We start from the raw sequence: 24,256 nt of genomic DNA, 5'->3' as shown, positions 1-24,256 counted from the left end.
GAAATAATAAATGAAGTACTCGGGGTTTTATCATGGCAACAGTGTTATTCAATGGACACGATCTCGTGCTCCTCACCACCATGTTCGTCGCGGCCTTCTGTGCAGCGTGTGTGGTACCGGGAAAGTGCCGACAAAAGGCTTTCACCCTGTCCGCTGTAGGGTTTTTTCTCAGTAGCGGCGCCATAGCGCTAGACACACTGATTAACTTTGGCTCAGCCTTTCACCCCTTCGTAGTTGCACAAGCGCCCGGATTAATTTACCTGTTTGAATTTGGTGCCTGGTTACAAGCGCCCTTTGGCTTCTTGATGATTGCCAGCCTGCTGGATGCTCAATTCAAGTTTAAACCGGTCTATTGGCTGCTATTTTGTCCCTTCTTGCTCCACAGCCTCCATCAGTTGGTGCTTTATCACAGCCTGCCGGTGGAAACGAAAATCCATCTGCAACAAAGTACCGCCCTCGCCGATGTATCAACTTCATGGTTTTTCGTACAACTGGCCAGAGAAATATTCCGGCTGACACTCGCCCTGATGGCCGCGTATCTGGTATTGCAATGGTGGCAACGCACCAGTGCCAGTCGGCCTGCACGCTGGCCACTTGCCATAGCATGTTATTGGGTGAGTTTTTCGTTTATCGGCATGCTGGTCGCAGCCATGTTACTGGCCCACACAGAATGGCAACTGGCGTTGCCCGTTGGCGCTACAGGGTTATCGCAAAATTATCTGGCATTGCTGGGGCTCAGCTGTGCGCTGTTTTACTACGTGCGCGACGCATTGTTACTGCGCCCGCTGGTGGCGATTGAATTCAGCCAACAGAAAGATGTGAACCAGAACATTAATCCAGCTTATGTTGCCAAACTGGAAGAACTTATGGAGCGGCAGAAACAGTTCACCGACCCAGGCTTGTCGCTGGAATCACTGGCCCGCCAAATGCAGATTTCCACTCGCACGCTATCTTCAGTGATCAATGGCTACTATGGCTGTAGTTTTGCAGAATATATTAACCGACACCGGCTAAAAGAAGCGAAGCGTCTACTGATTGAAAAGCGCAGCACTACAGTGCTGGATATTATGTACGCCGCCGGCTTCAATTCCAAAGCCACATTTAATGGCGTATTCAAACGAACAGAAGGCGTGACTCCGAGCCAGTACCGCAAGCAGAGTCACGCCCTCTCCCATTGATCAGGACATGCCGTTGGCAAAATCGCCCTGCGTGTCACGCGCCAATTGTTGCACGGGTTTTAACGCGTGCGCATAGGCACGCAGCAAGCCCACGACAAACGCCGTGCGATTCTGCAGGTAATCATCTGACTTGGTGGGCGCATCTGCAGTCCACAGATTGGCCGCATCGCGGTAAATCAAATGTTCGGGCAAGTAGAGCAAACGGCAGTTTTTGTAACTGCTGGTACGCATTTCGTTGATAATGTAGGCACCGCCGGTTCCAGCCGACACCGCGACCAATAGCGCTGGCTTATGGGCCAGTTCGGCCGCACCGCACCACAGAAAGAAATTTTTCACGCTGGAAGGCGCCATACCATTCCATTCCGGCACCAACAGTACCAAGGCATCGGCCGCGGCCACTTTGGCTTTTACCGATTTCACATCGTCGCGGTCAAACCCGGTGCCATCCCATTCTGGCAACGGTTTATCCGCCAGGTTCAATAACTCGGCTTCGCCATCAAAAAAACGGCGATTCATTTCACCGGCCAAACGGGCCGACTGAGACTCGGCGCGCTGGCTGCCTGCAATAATCAATGTTTTCATGCTTTCCTCTTCATCATAAAAAAGCGGGGCCAGGCCCCGCTTTCAATCAACGCATTGGCGCTATCAGGCTTCTTCTGTTTTAAGCACGCCGCGACGGATCTGGTCGCGCTCCATGGATTCAAACAGTGCCTTGAAGTTACCTTCACCGAAACCTTCGTCCTTTTTGCGCTGGATAAACTCAAAGAAAATAGGACCTACCAGGTTCTCTGAGAAAATCTGCAGCAGCAAACGGGGGTCGCCCGCTTCGGTAGAACCGTCGAGCAGAATACCACGCTTTTTGAGCTCGTCTACCGGCTCACCGTGACCTGGCAGACGCTCTTCAAGCATTTCGTAGTAGGTGTCTGGCGGTGGTGTCATGAAGCGCATGCCGCGTGCCTTGAGCTTGTCCCAGGCCTTGGGCAGGTCATCACAGGAGAAGGCCACGTGCTGAATACCTTCACCATTGTAGGCCATCAGGTACTCTTCAATCTGACCATTGCCGCCCGCTTCTTCATTCAACGGAATACGGATCTTGCCGTCCGGCGCGGTCATCGCCTTGGACGTGAGACCGGTGTATTCGCCCTTGATATCGAAGAACCGGATTTCACGGAAGTTAAACAGCTTCTCATAATAGGCGGCCCAGTAAGCCATGCGACCGCGGTAAACATTGTGTGTCAGATGGTCGATCAGCTTGAAACCACATCCTTCAGGATGACGATCCACACCCTCGAGGAACTCGAAGTCGATGTCGTAAATGGATAGCTCGTCATCGTAACGATCTACCAGGTACAGAATCGCGCCACCGATTCCTTTGATCGCAGGCAGCTTCAGCTCCATAGGGCCGGTAGGCACTTCGATAGGCTGTGCACCTTTTTCCAACGCCAGCTTGTAGGCTTTGGCGGCATTTTTCACCCGGAAAGCCATGCCACAAGCGCCTGGTCCGTGCTCTTCCGTGTAAAAACCGGCCGGGTGCTTCTTCTCGTAGTTAATGATGAAGTTAATGTCGCCTTGACGCCACAAGGTCACGTCTTTGGAGCGGTGGTTGGCCACATGGGTAAAGCCCAGCATCTCAATGACTGGCTCCAGAATACCTTTCTCTTTAGACGCGAATTCAATGAACTCAAAGCCGTCGAGGCCCATGGGGTTTTCGAATAAATCTGCCATCCGGTCACTCCTTATAATCAACACTAAGCGCGGGTAGCGCGGGAATCTACCAGTATAGAGCAGCAAATGGGGTGAATTTCACCGATATGCGTCGGCTTTTAGGCAAATATAGGCAGATTATTGCCATTTTTACTTCTAATTCGCACCAATTGACCTGAATAGACTAGATATCCGGCCTATTTGTGCATTAATGGAACATGGCGGGAAGTTATCCGGCCCGGCTGAAGCGGCAATAGTGAGATACACGGGCAAGCTCTGGCTGATCTGTAAGGCACAGACAGAATCCGCCAGCGGCTATCCGCATCTGGCTCAATGGATGCCATTCAGATCGACATTTTACCAAGCGTACTGAATCAGGACGCTGCGCTTGCGTAATACCTACGCTTGGTTGTCAGCCACAATAATGTATCGACCCGGTGAGACCCGGATAGGTTCGGGGAAACCTTTCCCCAACACTTTATAGCCATCGTTGTTCAACCCATCGGGGTTGGAAAATCCTTTATTGACGACCGCCTGATAGTGCTGGAATGACTGCCAGACTACGGTATTCACGTATTTTATCGATCCGTCTGCTTCGGTATCTAACGACCGATAAAACGTGGAACTGACGAAACCATCCTGTGTTTTGAAATAAGCGATATATTGGTCCCGGATAGATTCCGCGACTGACTGCATTCCCGCGGGCACGACAATATGGTTAATAATGGACACTTCCTGCATATGCGAAACTTCCTGGTTTTCAATTCTTCAGCGCTCTGACACCTCTGCTGCATGACTACAACGTTGCGACGTGGTTTTGATAACAAAAAGAGCGAAGGCCACGATGCGCAAACGCGGACTACTTAAACCTCATGGGTGAAACGATGTTAACAATAAACATACCGATATAAGTGACAACGCCGGCCAATATGGCTATCGGAATACTCGATCCAAATAATTTCGCCATAAGCATAGAAACGCAAAGGTTGACGCCAAACCATATCCAACCCTTTTTCCTGTCTGCGATAGCAACACGATATAGGATTATGGATACAGCAAACATCATGTAGAAACCTGCCGCCATTGAGTAGCACCTCCTTACTAATTTACCCCATATTGCATATCGTCTTTGTGCAGGCCTATTGAAGCAAGATAGAAACCACCCATAAGCACGTTTTATCACTGACTGCAGTTTATTCGTGTGCGCCTTTTTTATACCTAACGCAAAGCACAGACCCAAACACGAATATAGTGAAAAATGGAAAGAATAAAAGTAGCTCAATAAAACCGCTTATCAGAAATGCCATTGGAGAACCATAACCATCGGGACCCTCCAACCCATCGTTCTCTAGCACAAACAGAACCCTTTCTGCCAAGCGATAAAACAGAGGAAGACTAATGATTGCCGCAATAAAAACAGACGTTATGACGAATTTTTGGCTTCTTTTCCCCGCAAATATCGCACCGACCCACACGACAACAAGCAGAATGAAAGCAATCATTAATTGGCCGTAGTTATGCCCAACGCCCCCAATAAACGAAAGCCACAATATTGGAATTGATATAACTGCAGCGAATATTTTATATAGAACACTGTAAATTTTCATATTTCATACAGAACGCCGACACCGATTGATGGCGTAGCTGGCGATTGGAATCAGCTGCGGGCTTTTTCCGGTAGGGCCACATGCTACTGTTCAATTGAATGTTGGAATAAAAATGAGCAATAGCAAAGATAAACCGAATAAAGCTGGTATAGATGTAACAAATCCAAGTGTACGATTTTTACAAAACCCACTAATTCCGATGCCACCAAAAAGGGATAGAATGCCAACAAAGAATGAAAACTCTGTTATCCATTTAGTTCTCAGCAAGCTAGAAGGCCAACCATTAAAATTAAAAGACAGCCCCAGCTGTTGCACGCCAATTACGAGAAGTGTTGCTCCAAGAGTAGCAACGACCAGTAACACTGCAGCGATAGCCATAATACCCACAGCTCTCACAACAACCTTTTCCGTGCCATCCAGCGCTGTTAAAAGCACACTCAAGAACGTCATAGCGAACCCCCCTTACAACGCTGCGCTAAGCGCAATTTGCCGAAACAATTCTAGTGCCATATCACTCTGATCCATTTTCGCCTCCTACAACGGTTATTCGAACTGGCTTTGCATAGCACCCACAACACCAGCGGTACGGAGGGTGCGAAGCGCCGGAGCGGAGGGTGCGAAGCGCCGGAGCGGAGGCCCAGCCCCGAAGGGGCTTTAGTGGCTGTGCTTTCTAGGGATAGGCCGTCAAACACTAAAATAGTTACTGGCACTTTTCATCAATTTGGTCTTTTTTCCAAATCGACTCCATGATTCTGGTTAATCTCTTGCACCCCTAACGCCTCAGTCAGCCACCGCGCTTTTTGCGATCGGCTGCAGTGGATTGTTATACCGAAATTTACTATAGATAATATATAAAACGCCGAAAATAAGCCCTAAAAATCCACCAATGAAACTTCCGTTGTACATAAAGCCCACACGCATAAATTGAATAGGGTCGCTTACGCCCGGATACATCCAAGGCATTATCTGAACTACGGCCTCATGATCAATACTGTAGTATCCATATCCCAGACCAAGAACGCTTGCAGAAAATACCACACCGATTACCAAACAAAGTGTTCGAGTGAGATATTTAGCCATTAACGATGGCGAGGAAAACATAAAACCAAACAAGCCAACGACAATTGACAACACGGCTCCTACCCACCAGCTAGTCACCGCACCAACCAAGGCGACTCCTAGCCTTGGATAGTCATACGCCCAGAGAATGTTCAACTGCTTAAATCTATACTGACTAAAATACTCTGTAGATAACGTATAGCTAAATTGGCCCTGAATCACCCCATAAATAGCAGCAACAAATACTGCAACCACGAGCATCACTAAATAGACACCAACTTTATGAATTATCCTCATTGCTTTTCTGAGTTTTAACGCCGTTGTTTGGGGCAGCCGAAGCAACGCGTAGGCTGTCCCGCGCAGGCCGCGAATTTTACGGCCGGAGTGTACTTGACCACTTTGTTATTCATTGTTGACTCTTGGCTGATCATTTAGAAATAGCACTAAATCCTTTACTGTTTCAACTTTGTCATAGTAAGGGTTAGCCTCTGAATTCTCTTTGCTAATGCCAAGTTTTTCTGCGACTTCAAAGTAAATGTCATCCAGATCATCGGGGTCCATGCGATATATACCATCAAAAGTATCATCTGCCTGAACTGGAAATGGAATGTCTTCATACTTACCTGCCCACTCTTGAACAAGGTTGTAGACTTCTCGCATTATCTTAGTGTCCACATTGCGGAAATCGAACGAACGTGCATAAGAGCATATATTCGGTTCACCCCTTTCCAATGCCAGGACCTTCATACGCCGACGATTAATAGCTGTAAGTACTACTATAAATACGATTATCCCCAAGATGACATAGATATAGGTCATAGTGATTTATGCATAACGCCCGCAGCACACGCGAGCGTAGCGAGTCAAGGCCGATAGGCCGGGTTGGTTGCGTTTGTTATGCGCTCTTTGCAAGCTGCTCATATACAATACCAGAAACTGTTACCTTTCCTGTAACGTAAAACTGATTTTCGCCAATTAGAGTTACAAACCTAAAAATCAAATACTTGCGAGACACTTGAAAATTTGATGCCTCAAAATATGGGTATTGTAAAAAGTACCAGGCTTCTTTAAGGGCCCGCTTTATATCAAGCAGCTCTTTTACTGATGGAGAAGCTAACAACTTGATATCGAACATGCAGGACTAGTCCAAAGTCTGAACTATCTCTTGCACCTCAAATGTTTCGCTTGATTCAAAAGCATGGAAAACATCGTAGTCCATGCCCAACAAATCATCTCCATCACTTGCTCTAAGATCAGGGCGATTCAATATTTCTCTGATTACATCTTCAATCATGATTTACGCATAACGCCCGCGACAAAGGCGAGCGTAGCGAGTCCGCCAGCAGGGGCACGAAAACCAGAGCGAAGCGGCGGTTTTTGTGTCCCTCTGGCTGGCCTTGTTAGATGATTTGCTCGACATTAAACTGACCAACATCGATAGTAAGACGATACTGTATTGGGTTTGCTTCATCGATTTTCTTTTCCTTTTGTATTATAAAAGGATAGCTTTTTGATAACGAAGCCATGAGCGTATGAATAAATGTTATTTCTATTAGCTCCAGTAGAAAATTTGTAGCCGCCCTCATTTCTTCATGGATAGGACTTTTTGCTTCTCCTGAGAGATGCCAGGTTGGAATCTCAATCGAAGAATTTGGAGTCAGGGTAAAGTTATTGATAATTGTCCTAATTTTCTTTGGATGCTCATGGAAATTCCTAAGCTCAGCCAAATACTTTACGCCTTTTGCATTATCTTTTATGAATTCTAAAAGTCTTGGTGCATCGACAGCCTCACTTTCAATTCTTTTTGCTAAATAATCAAAGTTACTATCTTCCTTTGAAAGGGGTAAAAGAAGGCTAGGCAAGCCGCTTAACATCTTTATGACTCGATTAGCTTGAACCAAAAAGGTGCCGCAATCAGTATCGAGCTGCTCGACTTGAGGAAAAGGATTGAGACCTCTGCCACGATTATCTCTTTCAACTCCACTGCCTTCTATAACCTTGCAGATATCCAAGACAGATTTAGTCACCTTCCTGCATATTTTGTCGCATGTGATTAGAGCTTCCTTGCAGCTATGCAAAGTCATTATGACTTCATCTTTGTCAATTTCTTGGTCGAATATAGCTGAATTCAGCATTTGGCAATTTTGTAGAAATGCCCTTGCAACAATAGGGTTCCCTGTCCCAACGTCATCAGTTGGTGATGTTACCCACATAGCATTTGGATTGGTTTCTTCTGGGTCGATACTTTCGGGGGATTTGACTCGAAAAGTTTTATCAACCTTATAAATTTCAAGAAATTCACCACATGATTGCATTCCTGTGATGGGTCCAGTTCCCTCTTTCAACTCAAAAGAGCCTGCGGCATGTCTTGGTAACATGGTGTCCCTTGGTTTCATCTAACGTCCGCAGCACACGCGAGCGGAGCGAGTCGAGGCCGATAGGCCAGTGTGCCTGCGTTTGTTAGATTTCAATGATTACTTCCTGCGTATGGATACATTGCAGACCAGATACCGTCCCATCTTCATTTACTACTGGATCAGGAGTATATGAGACCGTAAGTTTTGCCCCGTCAAAGAAGTCCGAGGTGCCTGTAATCTGAAATGCAGCCTTACCAGGGAACCTAGACTCATCAATATATTGCATTACTGAAATGGAATTCTTCCCTTTGGCATATTGAAGACTATTAATACTCCACCCTTCATACTTTAAAGGCGCAAGGATTAATAGATATCCTTCATTACTATCCGTTGGCTTTTTTCCAAACTCAAACATTGACTCTACTGGTACATTTAGACCACAAGCGATAGCGATACTTGGAAATACAAGAAGCAAAATCAATAGTAGTTTCAATATGTCTCCATAAATCTAACGCCAGCCTCAACGCGCAAAATACAAGTGGCGGCTTTTTTGCCGCGCAGCGCGAAAAAGCCGCCACTTGTATTTTGTCCGTTGCAGGCTCTTGTTAAGTTCTATTCGTACCATGATGATGTATCCACATCCAGCTCTTCGGCCTCGACGGTAAAGTCTTCTGGGTTTTCTACATGAGATTTCATGCTCAAAGTAAAAGGGTAGCATTCGCTAATTTCACATAAGTCATTCTTGGGACCATATTCCTGCGTGACGTATACATTTCCTTGAGCTGTCACATAAATAAACTGATCATCTATTCCAGTGCACTCGATCTCTTCCACTTCTGTGTACTCGATGTATACGTGATTTGCGAGAATAGACAAGCTATCGGGTATTGCACTTACAGCCGTTGAGATAACAGCATCTCTTACCTTTTCTTCAAGAGCATCTATAACTATCCCTTCAATATCTTCTAGTTGATTTAAAGAATCTTTCGCTATTTCAATAACTGCCTTAGCATCCTGAAAAAAGGATTTTGGCGATACATCAAAATACTTCTCGGTAATGTGTGTGTACTTATTGAAGAAGCGAAATTCATCAAGGAACTCTGAAATGCATTCATTCAGATGCTCTAGAACAGCCTCACCGAGATAAGCATCTGATATATTTGATTGTGCGCAATATTTTAGCTGCTGCCTCCTTGTAACTTCATGCTCATCACTCTCGCGCTCATACCAAGTAACATTTTTTACTTTCTTAGGCGGAGCTTTTCTTTGTATTACATGGAGCACCAACTCTCTCATCGAGAACGCGAAGTTGTGAAATCTCAGTGGATTACCATGTGACGCATAATTTCTTAAACTGGCCACAAACAATCGGTTCTCAAAGTCTGTCTCCAATAGAGTTTGAAAACCTTGCATAAAATCCAGCGACAGTAGCTTTTTGAGCTTCATGCTTCCCCTAGAACTTAACGCCTCAAACAGGGGCGCGCGTTAGCGCGTCCCGGCCGCAGGCCCTTGCTGCTTTGACTTGTTACGTTGCATTGGCACGGGCCTGATGATTGAAAAATAACACCAAGTTTCCTGCCGTTGTCACCTTGCCGTAATAGGGATTACTTTCGTAGCCCTCAACACTTCGGCCAGTTCGCTGCGCTATTTCCTCAATTAATTCCAGGTCGAGATCATCTTCGTCAAGCATCAATGTGTCGAAGAGGCCATCAGAGGCCTTTATAGGAACACTTTGCTTTGTTGGAAGCGCAGCTTGCAGCTGCTCATAGACTGCTCGGATAATCCAAGTATCTACTACCTTTGAATCAAATTCTCTGGCAAATTCACAGATAGATGAACCGCTACGCTCCTTGCACAAATTCTGGAAATGGCGCTCTACATTAGGCTGGTCAATTGCACTCCAAACAATTACTACCAAGGCTATTCCTGCAATCACTAGCAGATACCAAGGCTGATAAATAACGATTGCAACCGCTATCGCAAAAAAAGCAAATACCACGGGCTTGCTTGCCTTTTTGGGTTCGTACTTGGGCATAAACCGTGATGCTTGCTTCATACCTTACCTTGCAACGTAACGCCTGTAACAGCCGAGAGCGTAGCGAGTCGGCTGCTTGCACTTGTTATTGGCCTTTTACACTGCACAACCTACAGCGTTCGTTTAACGGCTTAAGGCCACCAATGGGACAAGAATACCGTACTTGACCCAGCATTGTACTTACTTAAGGGCACGCCACAATCCAAGGTGCTGTACGGCCCGGCTATTGGATTTACCTACTGGCACAAAGAACGAAACTGCGATACTTATGACAGCACGATTCCTAATGCTGGCGCGCCGAACAATGGCACGCATTTGAATCCAATCCTTTCTTGATTGAACCTAAATTAATAAAGGCTCAATAACGCCTAAAGCAACCGCGCGCGCTGTTTGCGCGTCGGTTTGCCTTTACTTGTTATTGGCCTTTTGCACCACCCAACCTACAGAGTACGTTTAACGGCTTAAGACCACCAATGGGGCAAGAATACCGTACTTGACCCAGCTTTGTACTTGCTTAGTGGCACCCCAAAATGCGAAGTGCCGTATGGCCCGGCTATTGGGCCTACCTAGTGGCACAAGGAACGAAACTGCAATGCTGATGACAGCACATTCCTTGATGCCGGCGCGCCGAACACTGGCACGCTCCTGAACCCAATCCTTTCTTGCCAAGCCCTAAATTAATTAAGGCTCAATAACGCCCGCTTCAGCCGCTTGTCGGCTGCAAGCGTTTGTTAGGATTTTTCGTACGTTGACTCATAAACATATTCACTGAGTGAACCAACATACCCTTTTACATCTACCCAGACTCCCTTATTTATATCTACTACGCAAACAGGAAAGCTCCTTCGTAGATCGGTGTTTGTTCGATCATTGAGGCGCTGCACCGACCTGTACACAAACTGGGTATTGTTGAGCCAATGAAGGGCGGGCCTTCCAAGCAGATCAACCATAAGACCGGGCGGATTGCCCAAAATTTTTGCCTCATCTCCTTGCAAAACACCGTACGCTAGAATTCCTGCTGGCGCACCCATCCTCCACTCATCTATCGAATATGCTAGTGCAAAAGCCTTGCTATCAGGACTCATATAAATTCGATCACGGTCAGTCATTCCGCTTGGGCCAGACTCACGACCAGATAGCTTTTTTAAATCGATATTCAATGTAGGTAAATCCTAACATTTAATTACTGAGCCAACTCGCTTTGCCATTTGGCGCGCAAATCAACGGCTGTAATTTATTGATTTATCTATTGTTTTTAATAGTGGTTGAACTATACGCCAAAAAAGCGTGCGCGCACTATAAAACCTTTTCGAGCCACCCCCATAACTACCCGTCGGATTTTATAACACTCTGATTTTTCAGAAGATTTGTTTTTCTGCTAGGCGCAAAACGAGCCAAATGGAAAAGCAAAACGAGCCATATAATCTGGCTTTTTCAATTACACTGTATAAACGTTCAGACTTCGTCCCCCTTTGGCCAACCCACAAAAAACACGTGTGGCAGGCAATGGCAAGTTCATCTGGCGGAGCTCAACTATCAATTGGGGCAGTTGCAGGGCGAAACATACACTTCTAGCGCAGTATGCTTGCCGCCGCTTTTGGCCCGGAGGTTTTTGTAATCAGGGGGTGAGTTGGTCTGGCCTTTGCGCCCCAACGGCGCGCAAAGACTTTGACTGCTGGCTCGGTAAAACCGGCGGGTGAGATTAAGCTTTTATGAACGTTTTGCGGTAATGATGCAGCTCGGCGATGGAATCTTTGATATCGTCCATCGCCAGGTGGGTTGATGATTTTTTCACGCCGTTAAGTACCTCTGGCGCCCAGCGGCGGGCCAGCTCTTTAACGGTGCTGACATCCAGGTTGCGGTAATGGAAGTAGCGCTCAAGTGCCGGCATACCGCGCACTAAAAAGCGACGGTCCTGGCAGATGGAGTTACCGCAGATCGGCGATTTGCCCTTGGGCACCCACTTTTCTAAAAAGGCGATGGTGTCCGCCTCTGCTTGCTGAAGCGTTACCTTGGAATCCAGTACCCGCTGGGTTAAGCCCGACTTTCCGTGCTGATTGGTATTCCAATCATCCATGGCGTCCATGACGGCCTTGGGTTGCTGAATGGCGTATACGGGGCCTTCGGCCAGTATGTTGAGCTGGGCGTCGGTGACGATGGTGGCGATTTCGATGATGACATCGGTATCCGGGTCCAGGCCGGTCATTTCCAGGTCAATCCAGATGAGGTTGTCGTCAGCCAATTGGGTCATGGGTGTGTATTCCTTGTTTTGATTTGGGGCAATGGCGGGTCATAGGCATTTGGCCGACCGGGCATTACAATGCGGCAAGTTTAGCAATTTGTGCAGCCAACACCCATGAGCAAACGCAAGCTCACCCGTCGCCAGGCCTGGCGCATTGAAAAAATCCAGTCTGAACGTGCCGAGCGCGCAGCCCGGCGGGACGCGCAGGTGGATGACAAGCTCAGCGATGACAGCCTGGGGCCGGAGGAATTCGGGCTGGTGGTGGCACACTATGGCAAGCGCATTATGGTAGAGGCGATTGCTGATGAGGCCGATGCCGGCCACACCGATGGCGAGGTGGTGAGCTGCCATTTCCGGGCCAACCTGGGCTCACTGGTCACCGGCGATCGGGTGATCTGGCGCCGTGGCAAAGACGCCGGCGTGATTGTAGCGGTTCAACCCAGGCACTCCCATTTGCAACGCCCCGACCCTTACGGCGACATGAAAACAGTGGCCGCCAATATCGACCGCATTATCATCGTGTCTGCCCCCTACCCCGAGCCCCACGCGAATCTGATCGACCGCTATCTGGTCGCTACCGAGGCGCTGGACATCACGCCGCTGGTGCTGTTCAACAAGGCCGACCGTATAGACGACAACAATCGGGCAAAAATCGACCGCTTGCGCGACCGCTACGAGCAGCTGGGCTACGAAGTGCTCACGGTGTCTACGCGCACGGGTGAAAACATCGAGGCACTGAAGGGGTTTTTGGCAAACTATACCAGTGTGTTTGTGGGGCAGTCAGGCGTGGGTAAGTCTTCACTTATCAATGCCCTGCTGCCGGGCTATGAGATCAAGGTGGGCGAGCTGTCGGAGGCCACCCAGAAAGGCACCCACACCACCACCACCGCACACCTTTACCATTTCCCCTCGGGCGGGCACCTGATCGATTCGCCCGGTATCCGCGAGTTCGGGCTCTGGCACATGGCGCCAGAACAGGTATTAGAAGGCTTTATCGAGATCCGGCCGCACCTGGGCCACTGTAAATTCCGCGACTGCCGGCACCAGTCGGAACCGGGCTGCGCGCTTCACCGCGCCATCGACGCCGGCGACATCAGCCAGTCGCGCTACGACAGCTGCCAGATGATCCTGGAAAGTCTGACGCCCAACCGCTGACGCTCTATGCTTAAGGGATGACACATCCCATTGAAACCCTGCAATTACCGCCACCCAAGGGGCTGGACCACTGGCGCGCACAGCTGGTGTGTAAAAAGCTGACCCTGTTACCGGGCAGTTACGACCGTATCAAACGCGCTCTGCAGGGCATCAACAGCAATGCCGACAAGGTCGCCCTGGCCATTGCCGCCGATCCGGCTGCCTGCCTGCATTTTTTCCTGCGCGCCAATCAACTGGTATCGCGCACTGGCAACGAGATCCACAACCTGGCGCACCTGGTCAGCCTGCTGGGGTACCCGCAATGCAATCAGCTGCTCGCCGCGCTGCCGGTGGCCGAACGGCCGCTGCCGTTTTACTGGCGCCAACTGCAGGAAGGCCTGCTGAGAACGACACTTTTACACAAGCTGCCACTGGGCCAGTCGGGGATCGATGCGCAACAGCTACACTTTTCGGTGCTCTTTTCCGGCTTGCCGCATTGGCTCTGCTGGCACAGCGCCGCGCGCGAAGAGCTCAATCGCGCTGGCCTTGCCCGCAATCCGCGCATCGGCCCCGCCAAGGCCACGCAATTGGTGTACGGCCAGCCCTTGCCCTGGAGCCAGTGGCTTGGCCGTGAAGCCCTGCCCAAACCGCTGCTGGAAACCCTGGCCATTAAACCCGCTGAATGGCGCGCGCAGGCCAGGGCTTTACTGCGCGCCGCGAAGGGCCTGGCATTTGACCCTATTGCTCACCGGCGCCACGCGCTGGTGTTTCTGCTGGACCAGCTGGGCCGGCAGTTCATGCAAGCGCCGATGCACCCCAGGGTTAACCGATTGGTGCGCATGCTGGCACAACTGCTGCAAACCAGCGCAGATAAAGTATCGGGCTGCCTGCACCAGGCTGCGGGCGAACTGGATGCCGTCCATCACAGCCTGGTGGACCAGCACCCGGCACGTGCGCTGTTAGCCGGTGCCCGCCATCGACCCGCGGGCCCGGTGTATGCGTTGCCCAAGGCGCCACAAAGCCGCGATGCCAAACCAGCGCCAATCGCCCCGAAAGACACGCCAACCGCTGCCGGCACCGCGCGCTTGTTGGACAACCGTTTTCGCAACGCCGACATTGTCAAACGCGAGCTCGCCGATCTGGCGCGTGGCCATGAGCGCTTACAATCGCTCAATCATCTACTCAACAGCTGGCTCAGCGGCTGTGCCGACGGTATGGGTATGGCGGTGTGTGCCGTGCTGATTCCCGACAAAAACCGCCAGCATTGGCTGGCCCGGTTCCAGAATCCGGCGGGCGACCTTGCCACCCTGAAAACCAGCGCACTGCTCGATAAGCTGTGCGAAAAAACCGCCAGCGTGTTTATTAACGACGACAACCGCGATGCCATGCGCCCACACCTGCCAGCAGAATTGGCCGTGCTCAGCCAGACCAATCATCTGCTGCTGCACTCACTGGTGATGCAGCGCAAACCCGTTGCCTTACTGTTGTGCGCCGAGCCCGACCTAAGCCCGCCAAGGCTGCGTGCGCTCAAACAGCTCAATCTGGCTTTGCAGACCGCCACGGAACGCCTGGCCATGAAGCTGCGCCGACAGGTGGCCTCGGGCTAGAAACGCGTGGTTTTATGGCCACGCGATTCCATTGGTGCCAACAGCCCTGAGTTGTTTACAATGCGGGTTTGATTCACCCGATCTGCACAGGACGCGATCCCATGCTACCGCTCGTTATTGAACCCCAGGCGCTTCAGGACAAACTGAACGACCCACACCTGCTGATCATCGACTTGTGTAACGAACAATCCTTCGCCACCGGCCACATACCCGGCGCACAAAGCGTGCTGCCGCAAGAGACGGCCGCCGGCACTCCACCGGGCGTTGGTAAGCTGCCATCGGATGAACACCTGAAGGCCTTGTTCAGCCGGCTGGGACTGACCGAAGCCTCCCATGTGGTGGTCTACGACGATGAGGGCGGCGGCTGGGCCGGGCGCATGATCTGGATTCTGGACGTGATCGGTCACCACAAGTATTCCTACCTCAACGGGGGCTTACTGGCCTGGAAAGCCGAAGGCCTGCCGCTGGAACAAATGACCCGTCCGGTCAAAGCATCTGACGCCAAGTTGTTTAAAAGTGCCCAGTTTACTGTCGACATCCCGGACATTCTCGCGCGCATTGGCGACGACAATTTTCTGGTATGGGACGCGCGCAGCCCGGCCGAATACCGGGGCGAAAAAGTGTTTGCCCAGAAAGGCGGGCATATTCCCGGTGCAATCAACTGTGAATGGACCAACCTCATGGACCAGAAGCGCCAGCTGCGCATTCGCGAGGATGCACGCGAGTATCTGGCCAGTCTGGGCATTACCCGCGACAAACACATCATCACCCATTGCCAGACCCATCACCGCTCCGGTTTTACCTACCTGGTAGGCAAAACTCTGGGCTTTGACATCCGCGCCTACCACGGCTCATGGAGCGAGTGGGGCAACCACCCCGATACGCCCGTTGAAATTTAATTTTCCGACCAACACGACAACAGACTCATGAATCCGAAATTTTTTGCCTTGCTCCAGTACCTTATTCCCCAGCACGCGCTGTCACGTGCCGCAGGCTGGTTGGCCGAAACCTCCATCAGCTGGATCAAAGACCCGTTTACCCGTTGGTTTGCCAACCGCTACCAGGTCAATATGGATGAGGCACTGGAACAGGACCCTTGCGCCTACAAAAGCTTCAATGCGTTTTTTACCCGCGCACTCAAGCCCGGCATGCGCCCGATTGATGACTCGCCGAACAGCATCGTCTGCCCCGCCGACGGCGCGATTTCCCAGCTCGGCAATATCGAAATGGGCCGCGTATTCCAGGCCAAAGGCCAGGATTACAGCCTGACCGAATTACTCGGCGGCAACGCTGACCATGCCACGCCCTTTCAGGGCGGCAAATTCGCCACTGTGTATTTATCGCCCAAAGACTACCACCGGGTCCACATGCCGCTGGCGGGCAAGCTCACGCGCATGGTGCACGTACCGGGCGACCTGTTTTCGGTGAATGAAGCCACCGCCGACAATGTACCGCGGCTGTTTGCCCGCAACGAGCGCGTGGTGTGTTTTTTTGAAACCGACGCCGGTCCCATGGCATTGGTGTTGGTGGGCGCGATGATCGTGGCCTCCATCGAAACCGTGTGGGCCGGCCAGGTGACACCCTACAAGCGTCAGATTGTCAGCACCGATTACCTCGACCAGAAACCGGTATTTCTGGACAAGGGCGATGAAATGGGCCGCTTTAAACTTGGCTCCACGGCCATCGTGGTATTCGGTAAAGATGTCATTGAATGGGATGCCCAATACGCCGCCGGCACTCCCACCGTGATGGGTGAGAAAATTGGCACCCTCGTCAAGTCTGCCTGATGCAGGGAAAACACCAACTCATCCTCACCTATGGCATCGTAGCGGTCATCACCGCAGCCTGCCTGATGATGGCAGGCCCCATGCGCGGCGGCTTCCCGGTGGGCAATGAACTGGGCGAACGCATGCAGTTCATTGTGGACAATCTGGGTCTGTGGCGCGCCGGCTGGTATCTCTGGATGCTGTCCGCACTGGGGCTGTTAACTTTCTGTACCTTGCTGGCCCAACAGGTGAACCCGGGCCCCTTGCGCACGCTGGGACTGACACTGGTGGCCATTGGCATCGCGCCCGATCTGATGGCCGAGGTGATTTACAGTTTTATTCTGCCCCAAGCCATCGCGGTGGGCGCAAGCCAGCTGGCCTTGATCGAGCAGCTCGCCATGTTCCTCACGGGTTTTCTCGGCAATGGCTTATACAATCTGGGCGGCATGCTGTTGACCTTGCTGCTGATCCGACAGCGGACGCTCGCGCGCTGGATCGCGGTGAGCGGCCTGATCAGCTGGAGCCTCGGCCTGGGACTCAGTGCGGCCGTTGCCGTGGGCAATATGGCGCTCACGGAATTTTTCACCGCCACCGCCATGGTATGCAGCACACTCTGGATGCTGATCATCGCCCACACCTTATTTAATCGTGCTGACTTACAGCCTGCTTAAAGTCATTCATCTGGGTGCACTGATCCTGTGGATTGGTCCGGCACTGGGCGCCTGGTTAGTACTGCGCAAAGCCCGTATCGCGTTCCCGGCACACTCAAGCGAATACCGTTTGGTGGAGCGGGTATTTTTGGGTACGCTGATCGTTGAACACCTGGCCTTTTTTACATTGATTACCACAGGCATTCTGATGGCCTCCCTGCTCAACTGGTGGCAGGCACCATGGTTGCAACAAAAGCTCTGGCTGGTAAGTGCCATCGTGGTATTGGAAGTGATTGATATCTGGCTGGGAAATTTTCTGTTAGTGCGCCTGCATCGGCGTCGCAACGCCGCGCAACCAACCCCGCTCACCCGCGCGGAAACCTTTTATCATGGCCCTTTCACCCGCGTGGCGACCTTCACCCTACCGCCCGTAACCCTGGCAATTTTCTGGCTGGCGGTCAGCAAGCAAGCGCTGTAACGCAGCTTGCATCAGACACGGTTTTTAATTCGTCTCGAATGGCTTGCTGCTCCGAAATCAATTTGTAGGCCAGATAATACTTGGCAATATTCGCTACGTAACTCACTGTTTCACGGCCGATATACCGCGCCGCCATGTGCTCTGCATTGCCGGACCACGCCACTCTCAAGCATTTCAAACAAGTCATCCTGATGACTCACCGGCATTAACGCTTCGATGGCCAGGTCACCATCAAACGGTGACTGCTCTTCGAATGCATGCTCTGGCTCAATGGCATTTTGCGCGGCAGTCAGGCTCGACGTGCAAAATAAAAAAGTACTGCACACCACGTCAACCGCAGAAAGAAGTCCGCCATCACCCGCTCCTTCGCAGCTCCCACACGCACATATTGAGTGCGGACGCCAGATTCAGCGATTCAATGGCGCCACTGCCGGGAATGGTAAATGCCTCGGCACCCAGCGCCTGCACCAATTCCGCTGGCAGACCCCGGGCCTCATTGCCAAACACTAAACAACTGCCGCCGCTTGCCCGCAATTCGGTCAGCGGTTGCCCGGCCATATCCAGACAGGCGAAGTGGGAAAACCGGGATGGCAGGGTATCGGGAGCCACATCCAATTGCATGGGCAAGTGAAATACAGCCCCCATGCTTGCCCGCACCACTTTCGGGTTGTAAGGGTCCACCGAATCCGGACTCAGCAGTAATTGAAAACGCCCGAACCAGGCCAATGTACGCATGATGGTGCCGAGGTTACCCGGATCCTGACATTGCCACAGATAAATGGCCTGCTCCTGCCCCTGCGCGGAGACGGGCAGCTGCGGTACCACCGCCACAATCCCCTGCGGAGACTTGGTATCAGACATCTGCGCCATCTGCCTGGCAGAAACAACCGTTTGCGGCAATTGCTGCTGAAAATCGCGGTATTCTTCGGTCACATACACGTGGCTTTGCGCCAGCGCCGTTCGTTGTGCCAAGGCGCGCAGCAGCTCCAATACCAAATGCTCGCCTTCCACCAGATAGCATCCGCTTAACTGACGGTATTTCTTCTGATGCAATTTTTTTGCGTCATCCAATTTCATCAGTGCTTCCTCAGGCGTTCTCAGCCTGCCAGTCGGCGCGCATTGCCTGCGCCACGGCTTCGGCCACGCGAATGCCGTCTACGCCGGCAGAAAGAATTCCACCCGCATAACCGGCACCCTCACCGGCGGGAAAGAGTCCGCGGGTATTCAGGCTCTGGTAGGTTTCGCGATCGCGGGTAATGCGCACCGGCGAGGAGGTGCGGGTTTCAATACCGGTGAGCACGGCGTCGGCGCGGTCAAAGCCTTTAATTTGTTTGCCGAATTCGGGCAACGCCTCGCGAATGGCCTCAATTGCGTAAGCGGGCAGTGACGGCGTCAGATCGCCCAGTTTTACGCCCGGCTTATAGGATGGCTCCACCTCCCCCCATGCCGTGGACGGACGATTGGCAATGAAATCGCCCACCAGTTGCCCTGGCGCGCAGTAGTCGCTGCCCCCTAGCGTGTAAGCCGCCGATTCGAGCTCTTCCTGCAAGGCAACGCCCGCCAATGCATCGCCCGGGAAATCGTCTGCGGGGTTGATACCCACCACGATGCCGGCGTTGGCATTGCGCTCGTTGCGTGAATATTGGCTCATGCCATTGGTAACTACCCGCTCGGGCTCGCTGGTGGCTGCCACCACGGTGCCACCGGGGCACATGCAAAAGCTGTACACCGGCCGCCCGTTGCTGGCGTGATACACCAACTTGTAATCGGCCGCACCCAACTCCGGGTGACCGGCGTATTTCCCCAAACGTGCCTGATCCACCATCGATTGCGGGTGCTCAATGCGAAACCCGATGGCGAAAGGTTTGGGTTCAATGAACACTCCCTGCTTGTGTAACTGCCGGAAACTGTCGCGTGCGCTGTGACCCAACGCCAACACCACGTAGCGGCTGGCGATGTGGGAACCGTCGGCCAGTGTCACCCCGGCAATGCGACCATCCTGAATGTCAAATTCGGTAACACGGCTTTCAAACCGGACGTCGCCACCCAGGCGGATGATTTCTTCACGCATGCGCGAGACCACACCGGTGAGGCGGAAGGTGCCAATGTGCGGTTTACTCACGTACAGAATTTCTTCCGGTGCGCCGGCCTTGACGAACTCCTGCATGACCTTGCGGCCGTAAAACTTCGGGTCTTTGATCTGGCTGTAGAGTTTGCCGTCGGAAAACAGCCCCGCGCCGCCCTCGCCAAACTGAACATTGGATTCGGGCGTCAGCACTTTATTGCGCCACAATGCCCAGGTGTCCTTGGTGCGCTTGCGCACATCGCGGCCCCGTTCCAACACAATGGGCTTGAAGCCGGCCTGCGCCAATATTAACGCGGCAAACAGGCCGCAGGGACCAAAGCCCACCACCAGCGGGCGCTCGGTCAACGCCGCGGGTGCCGGCTCGACCGGGTAATAACGGGTATCGGGCGCCGGGCCGACCTTGTTGTCTTTCCCCAACCGGGCCAGCACTGAAGCCTCGTCAGCCACGGCGACATCCACGATATAGATAAACTTGATTTCCGAGTTTTTCTTGCGTGCATCGTAGCTGCGCTTGAACACCTCAAAGCCCTGCAGCTCGCCCGGCGTGAGCTTCAGGCGCTTGGCAATCGCCTGCACCAACGCGTCCTCCGGGTGATCTAAGGGCAGGGAAAGCTCGTTAATTCGCAACATAGGTAACTCCGGCCGGGGGCTATCCGGCAGTGGGTAATAAGTTTAGGCCTGATACCGCCATTTTAACTGTGTTTTAACCTGACCGGGGCCTCCGACCGTGAATTTGCCCCGGCCACCGCTTACAATAGGCGTTTTTTTGCGAGAGAGAGTCCCATGGCCCGCTCCAAAAGCAGTAATCGCTGGCTGGAAGAACACGTGAATGACCCCTATGTGAAGCGGGCCCAGGTGGACGGTTATCGCTCGCGCGCCAGCTACAAACTGCTGGAATTGAATGAAAAAGACAAACTCTTCCGCCCGCACCAGGTGGTTATGGATCTGGGCTCGGCGCCCGGCGGCTGGTCGCAGGTCGCGATGAAGCTGGTGGGCGAGCATGGGCGGGTGATTGCCTCCGACATACTGCCCATGGATGCCATTGCCCAGGTGGAGTTTATCCAGGGCGACTTCACCGAGGACAAGGTGTTCGACCAGATCATGGCCACCATCAACAGCGATGCGGTAGATGTGGTGATTTCTGACATGGCGCCCAACATCAGCGGGGTCAATGCCGCCGACCAGGCCAGCTCCATGTATCTGGTAGAACTGGCACTCGACATGGCCCGCCAGGTACTGCGCAAAAAAGGCAGCTTTGTGGCCAAAGTATTCATGGGCGAAGGTTATGACGACTATCTTAAAGACGTTCGCGAAAGCTTCGACAAAGTGGTCATCCGCAAACCGGCCGCATCGCGCGCACGCTCGCGGGAAGTCTACGTGGTGGCGAAAGGGTTTAAAGGGGGATAAGTCACTGGTCTCAATTCTCCAGCAAGAGAATCCGCCTGACTAGCAACTTGTTTTAATCCTTACCGAAGATAGTAGAAAGCCAACCCTTTTTCTCGGGCTTAAACAAATACTGATCGCGGATAAAGGCAATATCCACATCGTAGCTGCCCGGTTCCAGATCCTGCGCGATTTCGATTTTTTCCACTTCCGAAATGCGCTTTTTACCGGAATCAATCAGCGCCTGTTTTTGCCGGTCATCCTCTGCCAGATCCAGCAGCAAAGGCTTTCGCATCTGATGCTTGCACGAATCCAGCACCAGCATCACTTTCGGCTTTAACCGGCGCTCAAAATTCTGCTCTACCACGACACCCACTTCGCCCGTGGATAGCTCCACCAGCGTACCGGTGGGGTAGAGGCCGATGGCGCGGATAAATTCCACCACCAGCTCTTCCTGAAACTGCACATCGCGCAACTCATACAACTTGGCAACCGCCTTTGAAGGAGCCAAGGGGTAAGTCTCACCACGCGGGTTGGTGGTGTCATCGTAATAGGTCACGATGCCGGCAATCTTGCCTAACATCGGTATTTTGTCGCCGCGTAAATGCTGAGGGAAGCCACTGCCATTCAGACGCTCGCAGTGGGTTTTCACCACGGCAATTACCCGCGGCTCTATGCCGGGCATTTGCCGGAGAATATCGCAGCCATTGAGGACAAACTTTTCGTACTCCAGCTCCTCGGCCGGGGTTCTGTCTTTTTTGGCAATGAGCTTTTTATCGATGTTAACCTTGCCCACATCCTTGAGCAGAATGCCGAGCGCCAGCGTATCCAGGTCAGTTTTGCTCAAGCCGATATGCCGACCAAACAGAATGCCCCACACGGCGGAGCGCATGGCGTGGGTATAGGTGTGTTCGTCAATTTCTTTCACCCGCGCCAACCAGGAAAACGCATCCGGGTTGCGGATCACCGAATCCACCATGGCACTGGCCGCGCGCTTGGTATCTTTGACCGGAATATCACGGCCAGCTTCTAACTGCTGGAGCACCTGCCCCATGGCAGTGTGAACCTGCTGGTGCAGCTCTTTGGCTACCGCCACTTCTTTCTTGAGCGCAGCCTTTTGCTGGTACACATTGCGCTTGATTTTGAGCGGGGCGACAGGAATGTTTACGCTGGCATTTTTGGCCGTGCGCTGGCCATTTACCGGTTGCGAAACGCCTGGCCTGGCCAGGGTTTTGAGCTTGGTCGCCACGGGCGCCTTGCCTTTGGCCACATCGATATAAACGTGCTTGCAGTGTGCTTTGAGCTGTTTGATTTCATCCAGTTCGCGGATGTAAAAACCCTGTAAAGGAAACGGTGTTTGCGACCACGGGCGATCCAGACCCGACACGAACATGCCGAGGGTCAACTCATTTACATCAACTTTTAGCTGTTTTATCGCCAAGGCAACTTCCTCGTTGCGGCTATACCGGTCTTCCGTTCTGGCAGACCATACTCATGCCTGACGGGCCAATGGGCCCCCGCTATATACAATCGCGCGGGGCACATACCCCCGCGCTGGCGGCCAGCACCTCAGACGACGTATGAGGTACAGGCGCTAAGCTTTTGACTTAAGTATGGATTTTAGCGCCTTAGAGGCGCATTTGGCGAGTTTATCGCAGGAATCGGATCACAATCCCATCATTCATTGATGATACTTGCCAGAAAGCTGATGAACGGCGTCGATAAATGCGCCCGCGTGGGCAGGATCCACTTCCGGCGTGATGCCATGCCCCAGATTGAACACATGGCCGGGGCCATTACCATAAGATGCCAGAATACTGCCCACTTCAGCCTCGATCCTTGCCGGGCTGGCGTACAGCATGGTGGGATCCATATTGCCCTGCAGCGCCACGCGATCACCCACGCGCGCGCGCGCCTGGCCAATATCGGTGGTCCAGTCCAGCCCAAGCGCATCCGCGCCCGTATCCGCCAGCAGCTCAAGCCATTGACCGCCACCTTTGGTAAACAGGATCACCGGTACCTGGCGACCTTCCCGTTCGCGGATCAGGCCTGCCACGATGCGTTTCATATAGGCCAGAGAAAACTCCTGATAGGCCGCGTGGCTGAGCGCACCACCCCAGGTATCAAAGATCTGCACCGCTTGGGCGCCGGCTTCAATCTGCGCATTCAGGTAAACGGTGACCGAGTCTGCCAGTACAGTCAGCAGCTGATGCATCAACGCCGGCTGATTGAACGCCATGGTCTTGGCGCGACGGAAATCTTTGCTGGAACCGCCCTCTACCATGTAGGTAGCCAGCGTCCAGGGGCTGCCGGAGAAGCCAATTAAGGGTACCCGGCCATTCAGTTCGCGCCGGATAGTGCTGACCGCGTTCACCACGTAGGGCAGGTCTTTGTGAGGATCGACCACCTTCAGCGCCTGAATGTCGGCCTCGGTGCGCACCGGTTTTTTGAAGCGGGGCCCCTCGCCGGTTTCGAAATACAGGCCCAGGCCCATGGCATCGGGTATGGTCAGGATATCGGAGAACAGAATGGCAGCATCCAGCGGGTAGCGCTCCAGCGGTTGTAACGTCACTTCACAGGCGGCCTCGGGATTGGTGCACAAACCCATGAAATCGCCGGCTTTGGCACGGCTGGCGCGGTATTCGGGCAGGTAACGACCCGCCTGACGCATCATCCATACAGGGGTTACATCAACGGGTTGGCGCAAAAGCGCACGCAGGAAGCGGTCGTTCTTTAACTCGGTCATGGCCATTCACATTCATTCTGGAGGGCGCATTGTACGGGAAAAGCGAGGGCTTGGCAGGTCATTCGCCGTGGGGTGGGTATGGCCTTAAAGGTGGAATGCGACGGTGGAATGCGCGTTGCTTATTCCACCCTACGGATCAAAGTGATTTAGCGGAGGCTGGCACGGAGGTGGAGCCCCCGACGCCGGGTGATGCTTGCAAGGACAAGGATGCCCGCGAGCGAATC

At 52.4% G+C, this 24,256-nt stretch carries 28 protein-coding genes; 8 read left to right on the top strand and 20 right to left on the bottom strand.

The window, feature by feature from the left end; genetic code table 11:
• Positions 1 to 32 precede the first annotated feature (32 nt).
• Complete coding sequence (locus M5M_RS14630; RefSeq protein ID WP_015048269.1) at positions 33 to 1,178, top strand: AraC family transcriptional regulator; 1,146 nt, start codon at positions 33 to 35, stop codon at positions 1,176 to 1,178.
• On the opposite strand, the gene M5M_RS14625 is transcribed toward M5M_RS14630, so the two are convergent.
• From M5M_RS14625 to orn, 15 genes are all read right to left on the bottom strand, one after another.
• On the bottom strand, positions 1,179 to 1,760 hold the full coding sequence (locus M5M_RS14625; protein ID WP_015048268.1) for an NADPH-dependent FMN reductase: 582 nt from the start codon (positions 1,758 to 1,760) through the stop codon (positions 1,179 to 1,181).
• Positions 1,761 to 1,823: 63 nt separating this feature from the next.
• On the bottom strand, positions 1,824 to 2,903 hold the full coding sequence (hppD, locus tag M5M_RS14620) for a 4-hydroxyphenylpyruvate dioxygenase (protein WP_015048267.1): 1,080 nt from the start codon (positions 2,901 to 2,903) through the stop codon (positions 1,824 to 1,826).
• A gap of 378 nt (positions 2,904 to 3,281) precedes the next feature.
• Positions 3,282 to 3,623: an antibiotic biosynthesis monooxygenase family protein gene (locus M5M_RS14615; RefSeq protein ID WP_015048266.1), complete on the bottom strand. Its 342-nt coding sequence runs from the start codon at positions 3,621 to 3,623 to the stop codon at positions 3,282 to 3,284.
• Between the two features lie 452 nt (positions 3,624 to 4,075).
• Entirely contained in the window at positions 4,076 to 4,489 is a 414-nt protein-coding gene (locus M5M_RS14605) for a hypothetical protein (RefSeq protein ID WP_015048264.1), read from the bottom strand.
• Positions 4,490 to 4,579: 90 nt separating this feature from the next.
• On the bottom strand, positions 4,580 to 4,939 hold the full coding sequence (locus tag M5M_RS14600) for a hypothetical protein (protein WP_015048263.1): 360 nt from the start codon (positions 4,937 to 4,939) through the stop codon (positions 4,580 to 4,582).
• Positions 4,940 to 5,269: 330 nt separating this feature from the next.
• Positions 5,270 to 5,845, bottom strand: a complete 576-nt coding sequence (locus tag M5M_RS14595) for a hypothetical protein (RefSeq protein ID WP_015048262.1) — start codon at positions 5,843 to 5,845, stop codon at positions 5,270 to 5,272.
• Between the two features lie 105 nt (positions 5,846 to 5,950).
• The gene (locus M5M_RS20525) at positions 5,951 to 6,208 is read right to left on the bottom strand and encodes a hypothetical protein (RefSeq protein ID WP_211216990.1); all 258 of its coding nucleotides are present in this window, start codon (positions 6,206 to 6,208) and stop codon (positions 5,951 to 5,953) included.
• Between the two features lie 235 nt (positions 6,209 to 6,443).
• On the bottom strand, positions 6,444 to 6,683 hold the full coding sequence (locus M5M_RS14585; protein ID WP_015048260.1) for a hypothetical protein: 240 nt from the start codon (positions 6,681 to 6,683) through the stop codon (positions 6,444 to 6,446).
• Positions 6,684 to 6,689: 6 nt separating this feature from the next.
• Positions 6,690 to 6,842: a hypothetical protein gene (locus M5M_RS20410; protein ID WP_156025709.1), complete on the bottom strand. Its 153-nt coding sequence runs from the start codon at positions 6,840 to 6,842 to the stop codon at positions 6,690 to 6,692.
• A gap of 106 nt (positions 6,843 to 6,948) precedes the next feature.
• Entirely contained in the window at positions 6,949 to 7,944 is a 996-nt protein-coding gene (locus M5M_RS14580; protein WP_024330548.1) for a hypothetical protein, read from the bottom strand.
• Between the two features lie 64 nt (positions 7,945 to 8,008).
• Complete coding sequence (locus M5M_RS14575; RefSeq protein WP_024330461.1) at positions 8,009 to 8,398, bottom strand: hypothetical protein; 390 nt, start codon at positions 8,396 to 8,398, stop codon at positions 8,009 to 8,011.
• A 119-nt stretch (positions 8,399 to 8,517) separates the two neighbouring features.
• Positions 8,518 to 9,351 (bottom strand): pPIWI-associating nuclease domain-containing protein, encoded by an 834-nt coding sequence (locus M5M_RS14570; protein WP_015048257.1) that lies wholly within the window; start codon positions 9,349 to 9,351, stop codon positions 8,518 to 8,520.
• A 79-nt stretch (positions 9,352 to 9,430) separates the two neighbouring features.
• Positions 9,431 to 9,961, bottom strand: coding sequence for a hypothetical protein (locus M5M_RS14565; RefSeq protein ID WP_015048256.1), 531 nt, complete (start codon positions 9,959 to 9,961; stop codon positions 9,431 to 9,433).
• 710 nt (positions 9,962 to 10,671) lie between these two features.
• Positions 10,672 to 11,100, bottom strand: a complete 429-nt coding sequence (locus M5M_RS14560; RefSeq protein WP_144062473.1) for a hypothetical protein — start codon at positions 11,098 to 11,100, stop codon at positions 10,672 to 10,674.
• Between the two features lie 542 nt (positions 11,101 to 11,642).
• Positions 11,643 to 12,191, bottom strand: coding sequence for an oligoribonuclease (gene orn / locus M5M_RS14555; RefSeq protein WP_015048255.1), 549 nt, complete (start codon positions 12,189 to 12,191; stop codon positions 11,643 to 11,645).
• Between the two features lie 105 nt (positions 12,192 to 12,296).
• Here orn and rsgA point away from each other — a divergent pair, with 105 nt between their 5' ends.
• From rsgA to M5M_RS14525, 6 genes are all read left to right on the top strand, one after another.
• The gene (rsgA, locus tag M5M_RS14550; RefSeq protein WP_015048254.1) at positions 12,297 to 13,337 is read left to right on the top strand and encodes a small ribosomal subunit biogenesis GTPase RsgA; all 1,041 of its coding nucleotides are present in this window, start codon (positions 12,297 to 12,299) and stop codon (positions 13,335 to 13,337) included.
• Between the two features lie 17 nt (positions 13,338 to 13,354).
• Complete coding sequence (locus M5M_RS14545) at positions 13,355 to 14,923, top strand: hypothetical protein (protein ID WP_015048253.1); 1,569 nt, start codon at positions 13,355 to 13,357, stop codon at positions 14,921 to 14,923.
• Between the two features lie 101 nt (positions 14,924 to 15,024).
• Positions 15,025 to 15,822 (top strand): rhodanese-like domain-containing protein, encoded by a 798-nt coding sequence (locus tag M5M_RS14540; protein WP_015048252.1) that lies wholly within the window; start codon positions 15,025 to 15,027, stop codon positions 15,820 to 15,822.
• Positions 15,823 to 15,849: 27 nt separating this feature from the next.
• Positions 15,850 to 16,710 (top strand): archaetidylserine decarboxylase, encoded by an 861-nt coding sequence (gene asd, locus M5M_RS14535; RefSeq protein WP_015048251.1) that lies wholly within the window; start codon positions 15,850 to 15,852, stop codon positions 16,708 to 16,710.
• Positions 16,710 to 17,360 carry a hypothetical protein gene (locus tag M5M_RS14530; RefSeq protein ID WP_015048250.1) on the top strand — a complete coding sequence of 217 codons (651 nt, stop codon included), beginning with the start codon at positions 16,710 to 16,712 and terminating at the stop codon, positions 17,358 to 17,360. Before asd ends, M5M_RS14530 begins: the two co-directional genes overlap by 1 nt.
• Positions 17,338 to 17,817 (top strand): hypothetical protein, encoded by a 480-nt coding sequence (locus M5M_RS14525; protein WP_015048249.1) that lies wholly within the window; start codon positions 17,338 to 17,340, stop codon positions 17,815 to 17,817. The genes M5M_RS14530 and M5M_RS14525 overlap by 23 nt, the downstream gene beginning before the upstream one ends.
• Positions 17,818 to 17,927: 110 nt before the next feature.
• Here the strand turns inward: M5M_RS14525 and M5M_RS14520 are convergent, their stop codons facing one another.
• From M5M_RS14520 to M5M_RS14510, 3 genes are read right to left on the bottom strand one after another with little or no spacing between them, the layout of a single operon-like run.
• Positions 17,928 to 18,143 carry a hypothetical protein gene (locus tag M5M_RS14520; protein WP_144062472.1) on the bottom strand — a complete coding sequence of 72 codons (216 nt, stop codon included), beginning with the start codon at positions 18,141 to 18,143 and terminating at the stop codon, positions 17,928 to 17,930.
• 28 nt (positions 18,144 to 18,171) lie between these two features.
• Positions 18,172 to 18,894, bottom strand: coding sequence for a TrmH family RNA methyltransferase (locus tag M5M_RS14515; protein WP_015048246.1), 723 nt, complete (start codon positions 18,892 to 18,894; stop codon positions 18,172 to 18,174).
• A 10-nt stretch (positions 18,895 to 18,904) separates the two neighbouring features.
• Positions 18,905 to 20,533, bottom strand: a complete 1,629-nt coding sequence (locus M5M_RS14510; protein ID WP_015048245.1) for an NAD(P)/FAD-dependent oxidoreductase — start codon at positions 20,531 to 20,533, stop codon at positions 18,905 to 18,907.
• 153 nt (positions 20,534 to 20,686) lie between these two features.
• Between M5M_RS14510 and rlmE the strand changes: the two genes are divergently transcribed.
• Positions 20,687 to 21,310, top strand: a complete 624-nt coding sequence (gene rlmE / locus M5M_RS14505; RefSeq protein ID WP_015048244.1) for a 23S rRNA (uridine(2552)-2'-O)-methyltransferase RlmE — start codon at positions 20,687 to 20,689, stop codon at positions 21,308 to 21,310.
• A 52-nt stretch (positions 21,311 to 21,362) separates the two neighbouring features.
• On the opposite strand, the gene M5M_RS14500 is transcribed toward rlmE, so the two are convergent.
• Positions 21,363 to 22,727 carry a cyclic di-GMP phosphodiesterase gene (locus M5M_RS14500; protein WP_015048243.1) on the bottom strand — a complete coding sequence of 455 codons (1,365 nt, stop codon included), beginning with the start codon at positions 22,725 to 22,727 and terminating at the stop codon, positions 21,363 to 21,365.
• Between the two features lie 240 nt (positions 22,728 to 22,967).
• Positions 22,968 to 24,032 (bottom strand): uroporphyrinogen decarboxylase, encoded by a 1,065-nt coding sequence (gene hemE, locus M5M_RS14495; RefSeq protein ID WP_015048242.1) that lies wholly within the window; start codon positions 24,030 to 24,032, stop codon positions 22,968 to 22,970.
• Between the last annotated feature and the right edge of the window lie 224 nt (positions 24,033 to 24,256).

Origin of the sequence: Simiduia agarivorans SA1 = DSM 21679, from assembly GCF_000305785.2 — a bacterium.
GTDB lineage: Bacteria > Pseudomonadota > Gammaproteobacteria > Pseudomonadales > Cellvibrionaceae > Simiduia > Simiduia agarivorans.
Note: the sequence above shows the minus strand (reverse complement) of the source record. Positions and strands in the feature narration are given on the sequence as shown.

What these genes read in the sequence shown, in the direction of transcription:
- M5M_RS14630 (WP_015048269.1), top strand. Translation starts at nt 33, where the DNA reads ATGGCAACAGTGTTATTCAATGGACACGATCTCGTGCTCCTCACCACC.
- M5M_RS14625 (WP_015048268.1), bottom strand. Translation starts at nt 1,760, where the DNA reads ATGAAAACATTGATTATTGCAGGCAGCCAGCGCGCCGAGTCTCAGTCG.
- hppD (WP_015048267.1), bottom strand. Translation starts at nt 2,903, where the DNA reads ATGGCAGATTTATTCGAAAACCCCATGGGCCTCGACGGCTTTGAGTTC.
- M5M_RS14615 (WP_015048266.1), bottom strand. Translation starts at nt 3,623, where the DNA reads ATGCAGGAAGTGTCCATTATTAACCATATTGTCGTGCCCGCGGGAATG.
- M5M_RS14605 (WP_015048264.1), bottom strand. Translation starts at nt 4,489, where the DNA reads ATGAAAATTTACAGTGTTCTATATAAAATATTCGCTGCAGTTATATCA.
- M5M_RS14600 (WP_015048263.1), bottom strand. Translation starts at nt 4,939, where the DNA reads ATGACGTTCTTGAGTGTGCTTTTAACAGCGCTGGATGGCACGGAAAAG.
- M5M_RS14595 (WP_015048262.1), bottom strand. Translation starts at nt 5,845, where the DNA reads ATGAGGATAATTCATAAAGTTGGTGTCTATTTAGTGATGCTCGTGGTT.
- M5M_RS20525 (WP_211216990.1), bottom strand. Translation starts at nt 6,208, where the DNA reads ATGCGAGAAGTCTACAACCTTGTTCAAGAGTGGGCAGGTAAGTATGAA.
- M5M_RS14585 (WP_015048260.1), bottom strand. Translation starts at nt 6,683, where the DNA reads ATGTTCGATATCAAGTTGTTAGCTTCTCCATCAGTAAAAGAGCTGCTT.
- M5M_RS20410 (WP_156025709.1), bottom strand. Translation starts at nt 6,842, where the DNA reads ATGATTGAAGATGTAATCAGAGAAATATTGAATCGCCCTGATCTTAGA.
- M5M_RS14580 (WP_024330548.1), bottom strand. Translation starts at nt 7,944, where the DNA reads ATGAAACCAAGGGACACCATGTTACCAAGACATGCCGCAGGCTCTTTT.
- M5M_RS14570 (WP_015048257.1), bottom strand. Translation starts at nt 9,351, where the DNA reads ATGAAGCTCAAAAAGCTACTGTCGCTGGATTTTATGCAAGGTTTTCAA.
- M5M_RS14565 (WP_015048256.1), bottom strand. Translation starts at nt 9,961, where the DNA reads ATGAAGCAAGCATCACGGTTTATGCCCAAGTACGAACCCAAAAAGGCA.
- orn (WP_015048255.1), bottom strand. Translation starts at nt 12,191, where the DNA reads ATGACCCAATTGGCTGACGACAACCTCATCTGGATTGACCTGGAAATG.
- rsgA (WP_015048254.1), top strand. Translation starts at nt 12,297, where the DNA reads ATGAGCAAACGCAAGCTCACCCGTCGCCAGGCCTGGCGCATTGAAAAA.
- M5M_RS14545 (WP_015048253.1), top strand. Translation starts at nt 13,355, where the DNA reads ATGACACATCCCATTGAAACCCTGCAATTACCGCCACCCAAGGGGCTG.
- M5M_RS14540 (WP_015048252.1), top strand. Translation starts at nt 15,025, where the DNA reads ATGCTACCGCTCGTTATTGAACCCCAGGCGCTTCAGGACAAACTGAAC.
- asd (WP_015048251.1), top strand. Translation starts at nt 15,850, where the DNA reads ATGAATCCGAAATTTTTTGCCTTGCTCCAGTACCTTATTCCCCAGCAC.
- M5M_RS14530 (WP_015048250.1), top strand. Translation starts at nt 16,710, where the DNA reads ATGCAGGGAAAACACCAACTCATCCTCACCTATGGCATCGTAGCGGTC.
- M5M_RS14515 (WP_015048246.1), bottom strand. Translation starts at nt 18,894, where the DNA reads ATGAAATTGGATGACGCAAAAAAATTGCATCAGAAGAAATACCGTCAG.
- M5M_RS14510 (WP_015048245.1), bottom strand. Translation starts at nt 20,533, where the DNA reads ATGTTGCGAATTAACGAGCTTTCCCTGCCCTTAGATCACCCGGAGGAC.
- rlmE (WP_015048244.1), top strand. Translation starts at nt 20,687, where the DNA reads ATGGCCCGCTCCAAAAGCAGTAATCGCTGGCTGGAAGAACACGTGAAT.
- hemE (WP_015048242.1), bottom strand. Translation starts at nt 24,032, where the DNA reads ATGACCGAGTTAAAGAACGACCGCTTCCTGCGTGCGCTTTTGCGCCAA.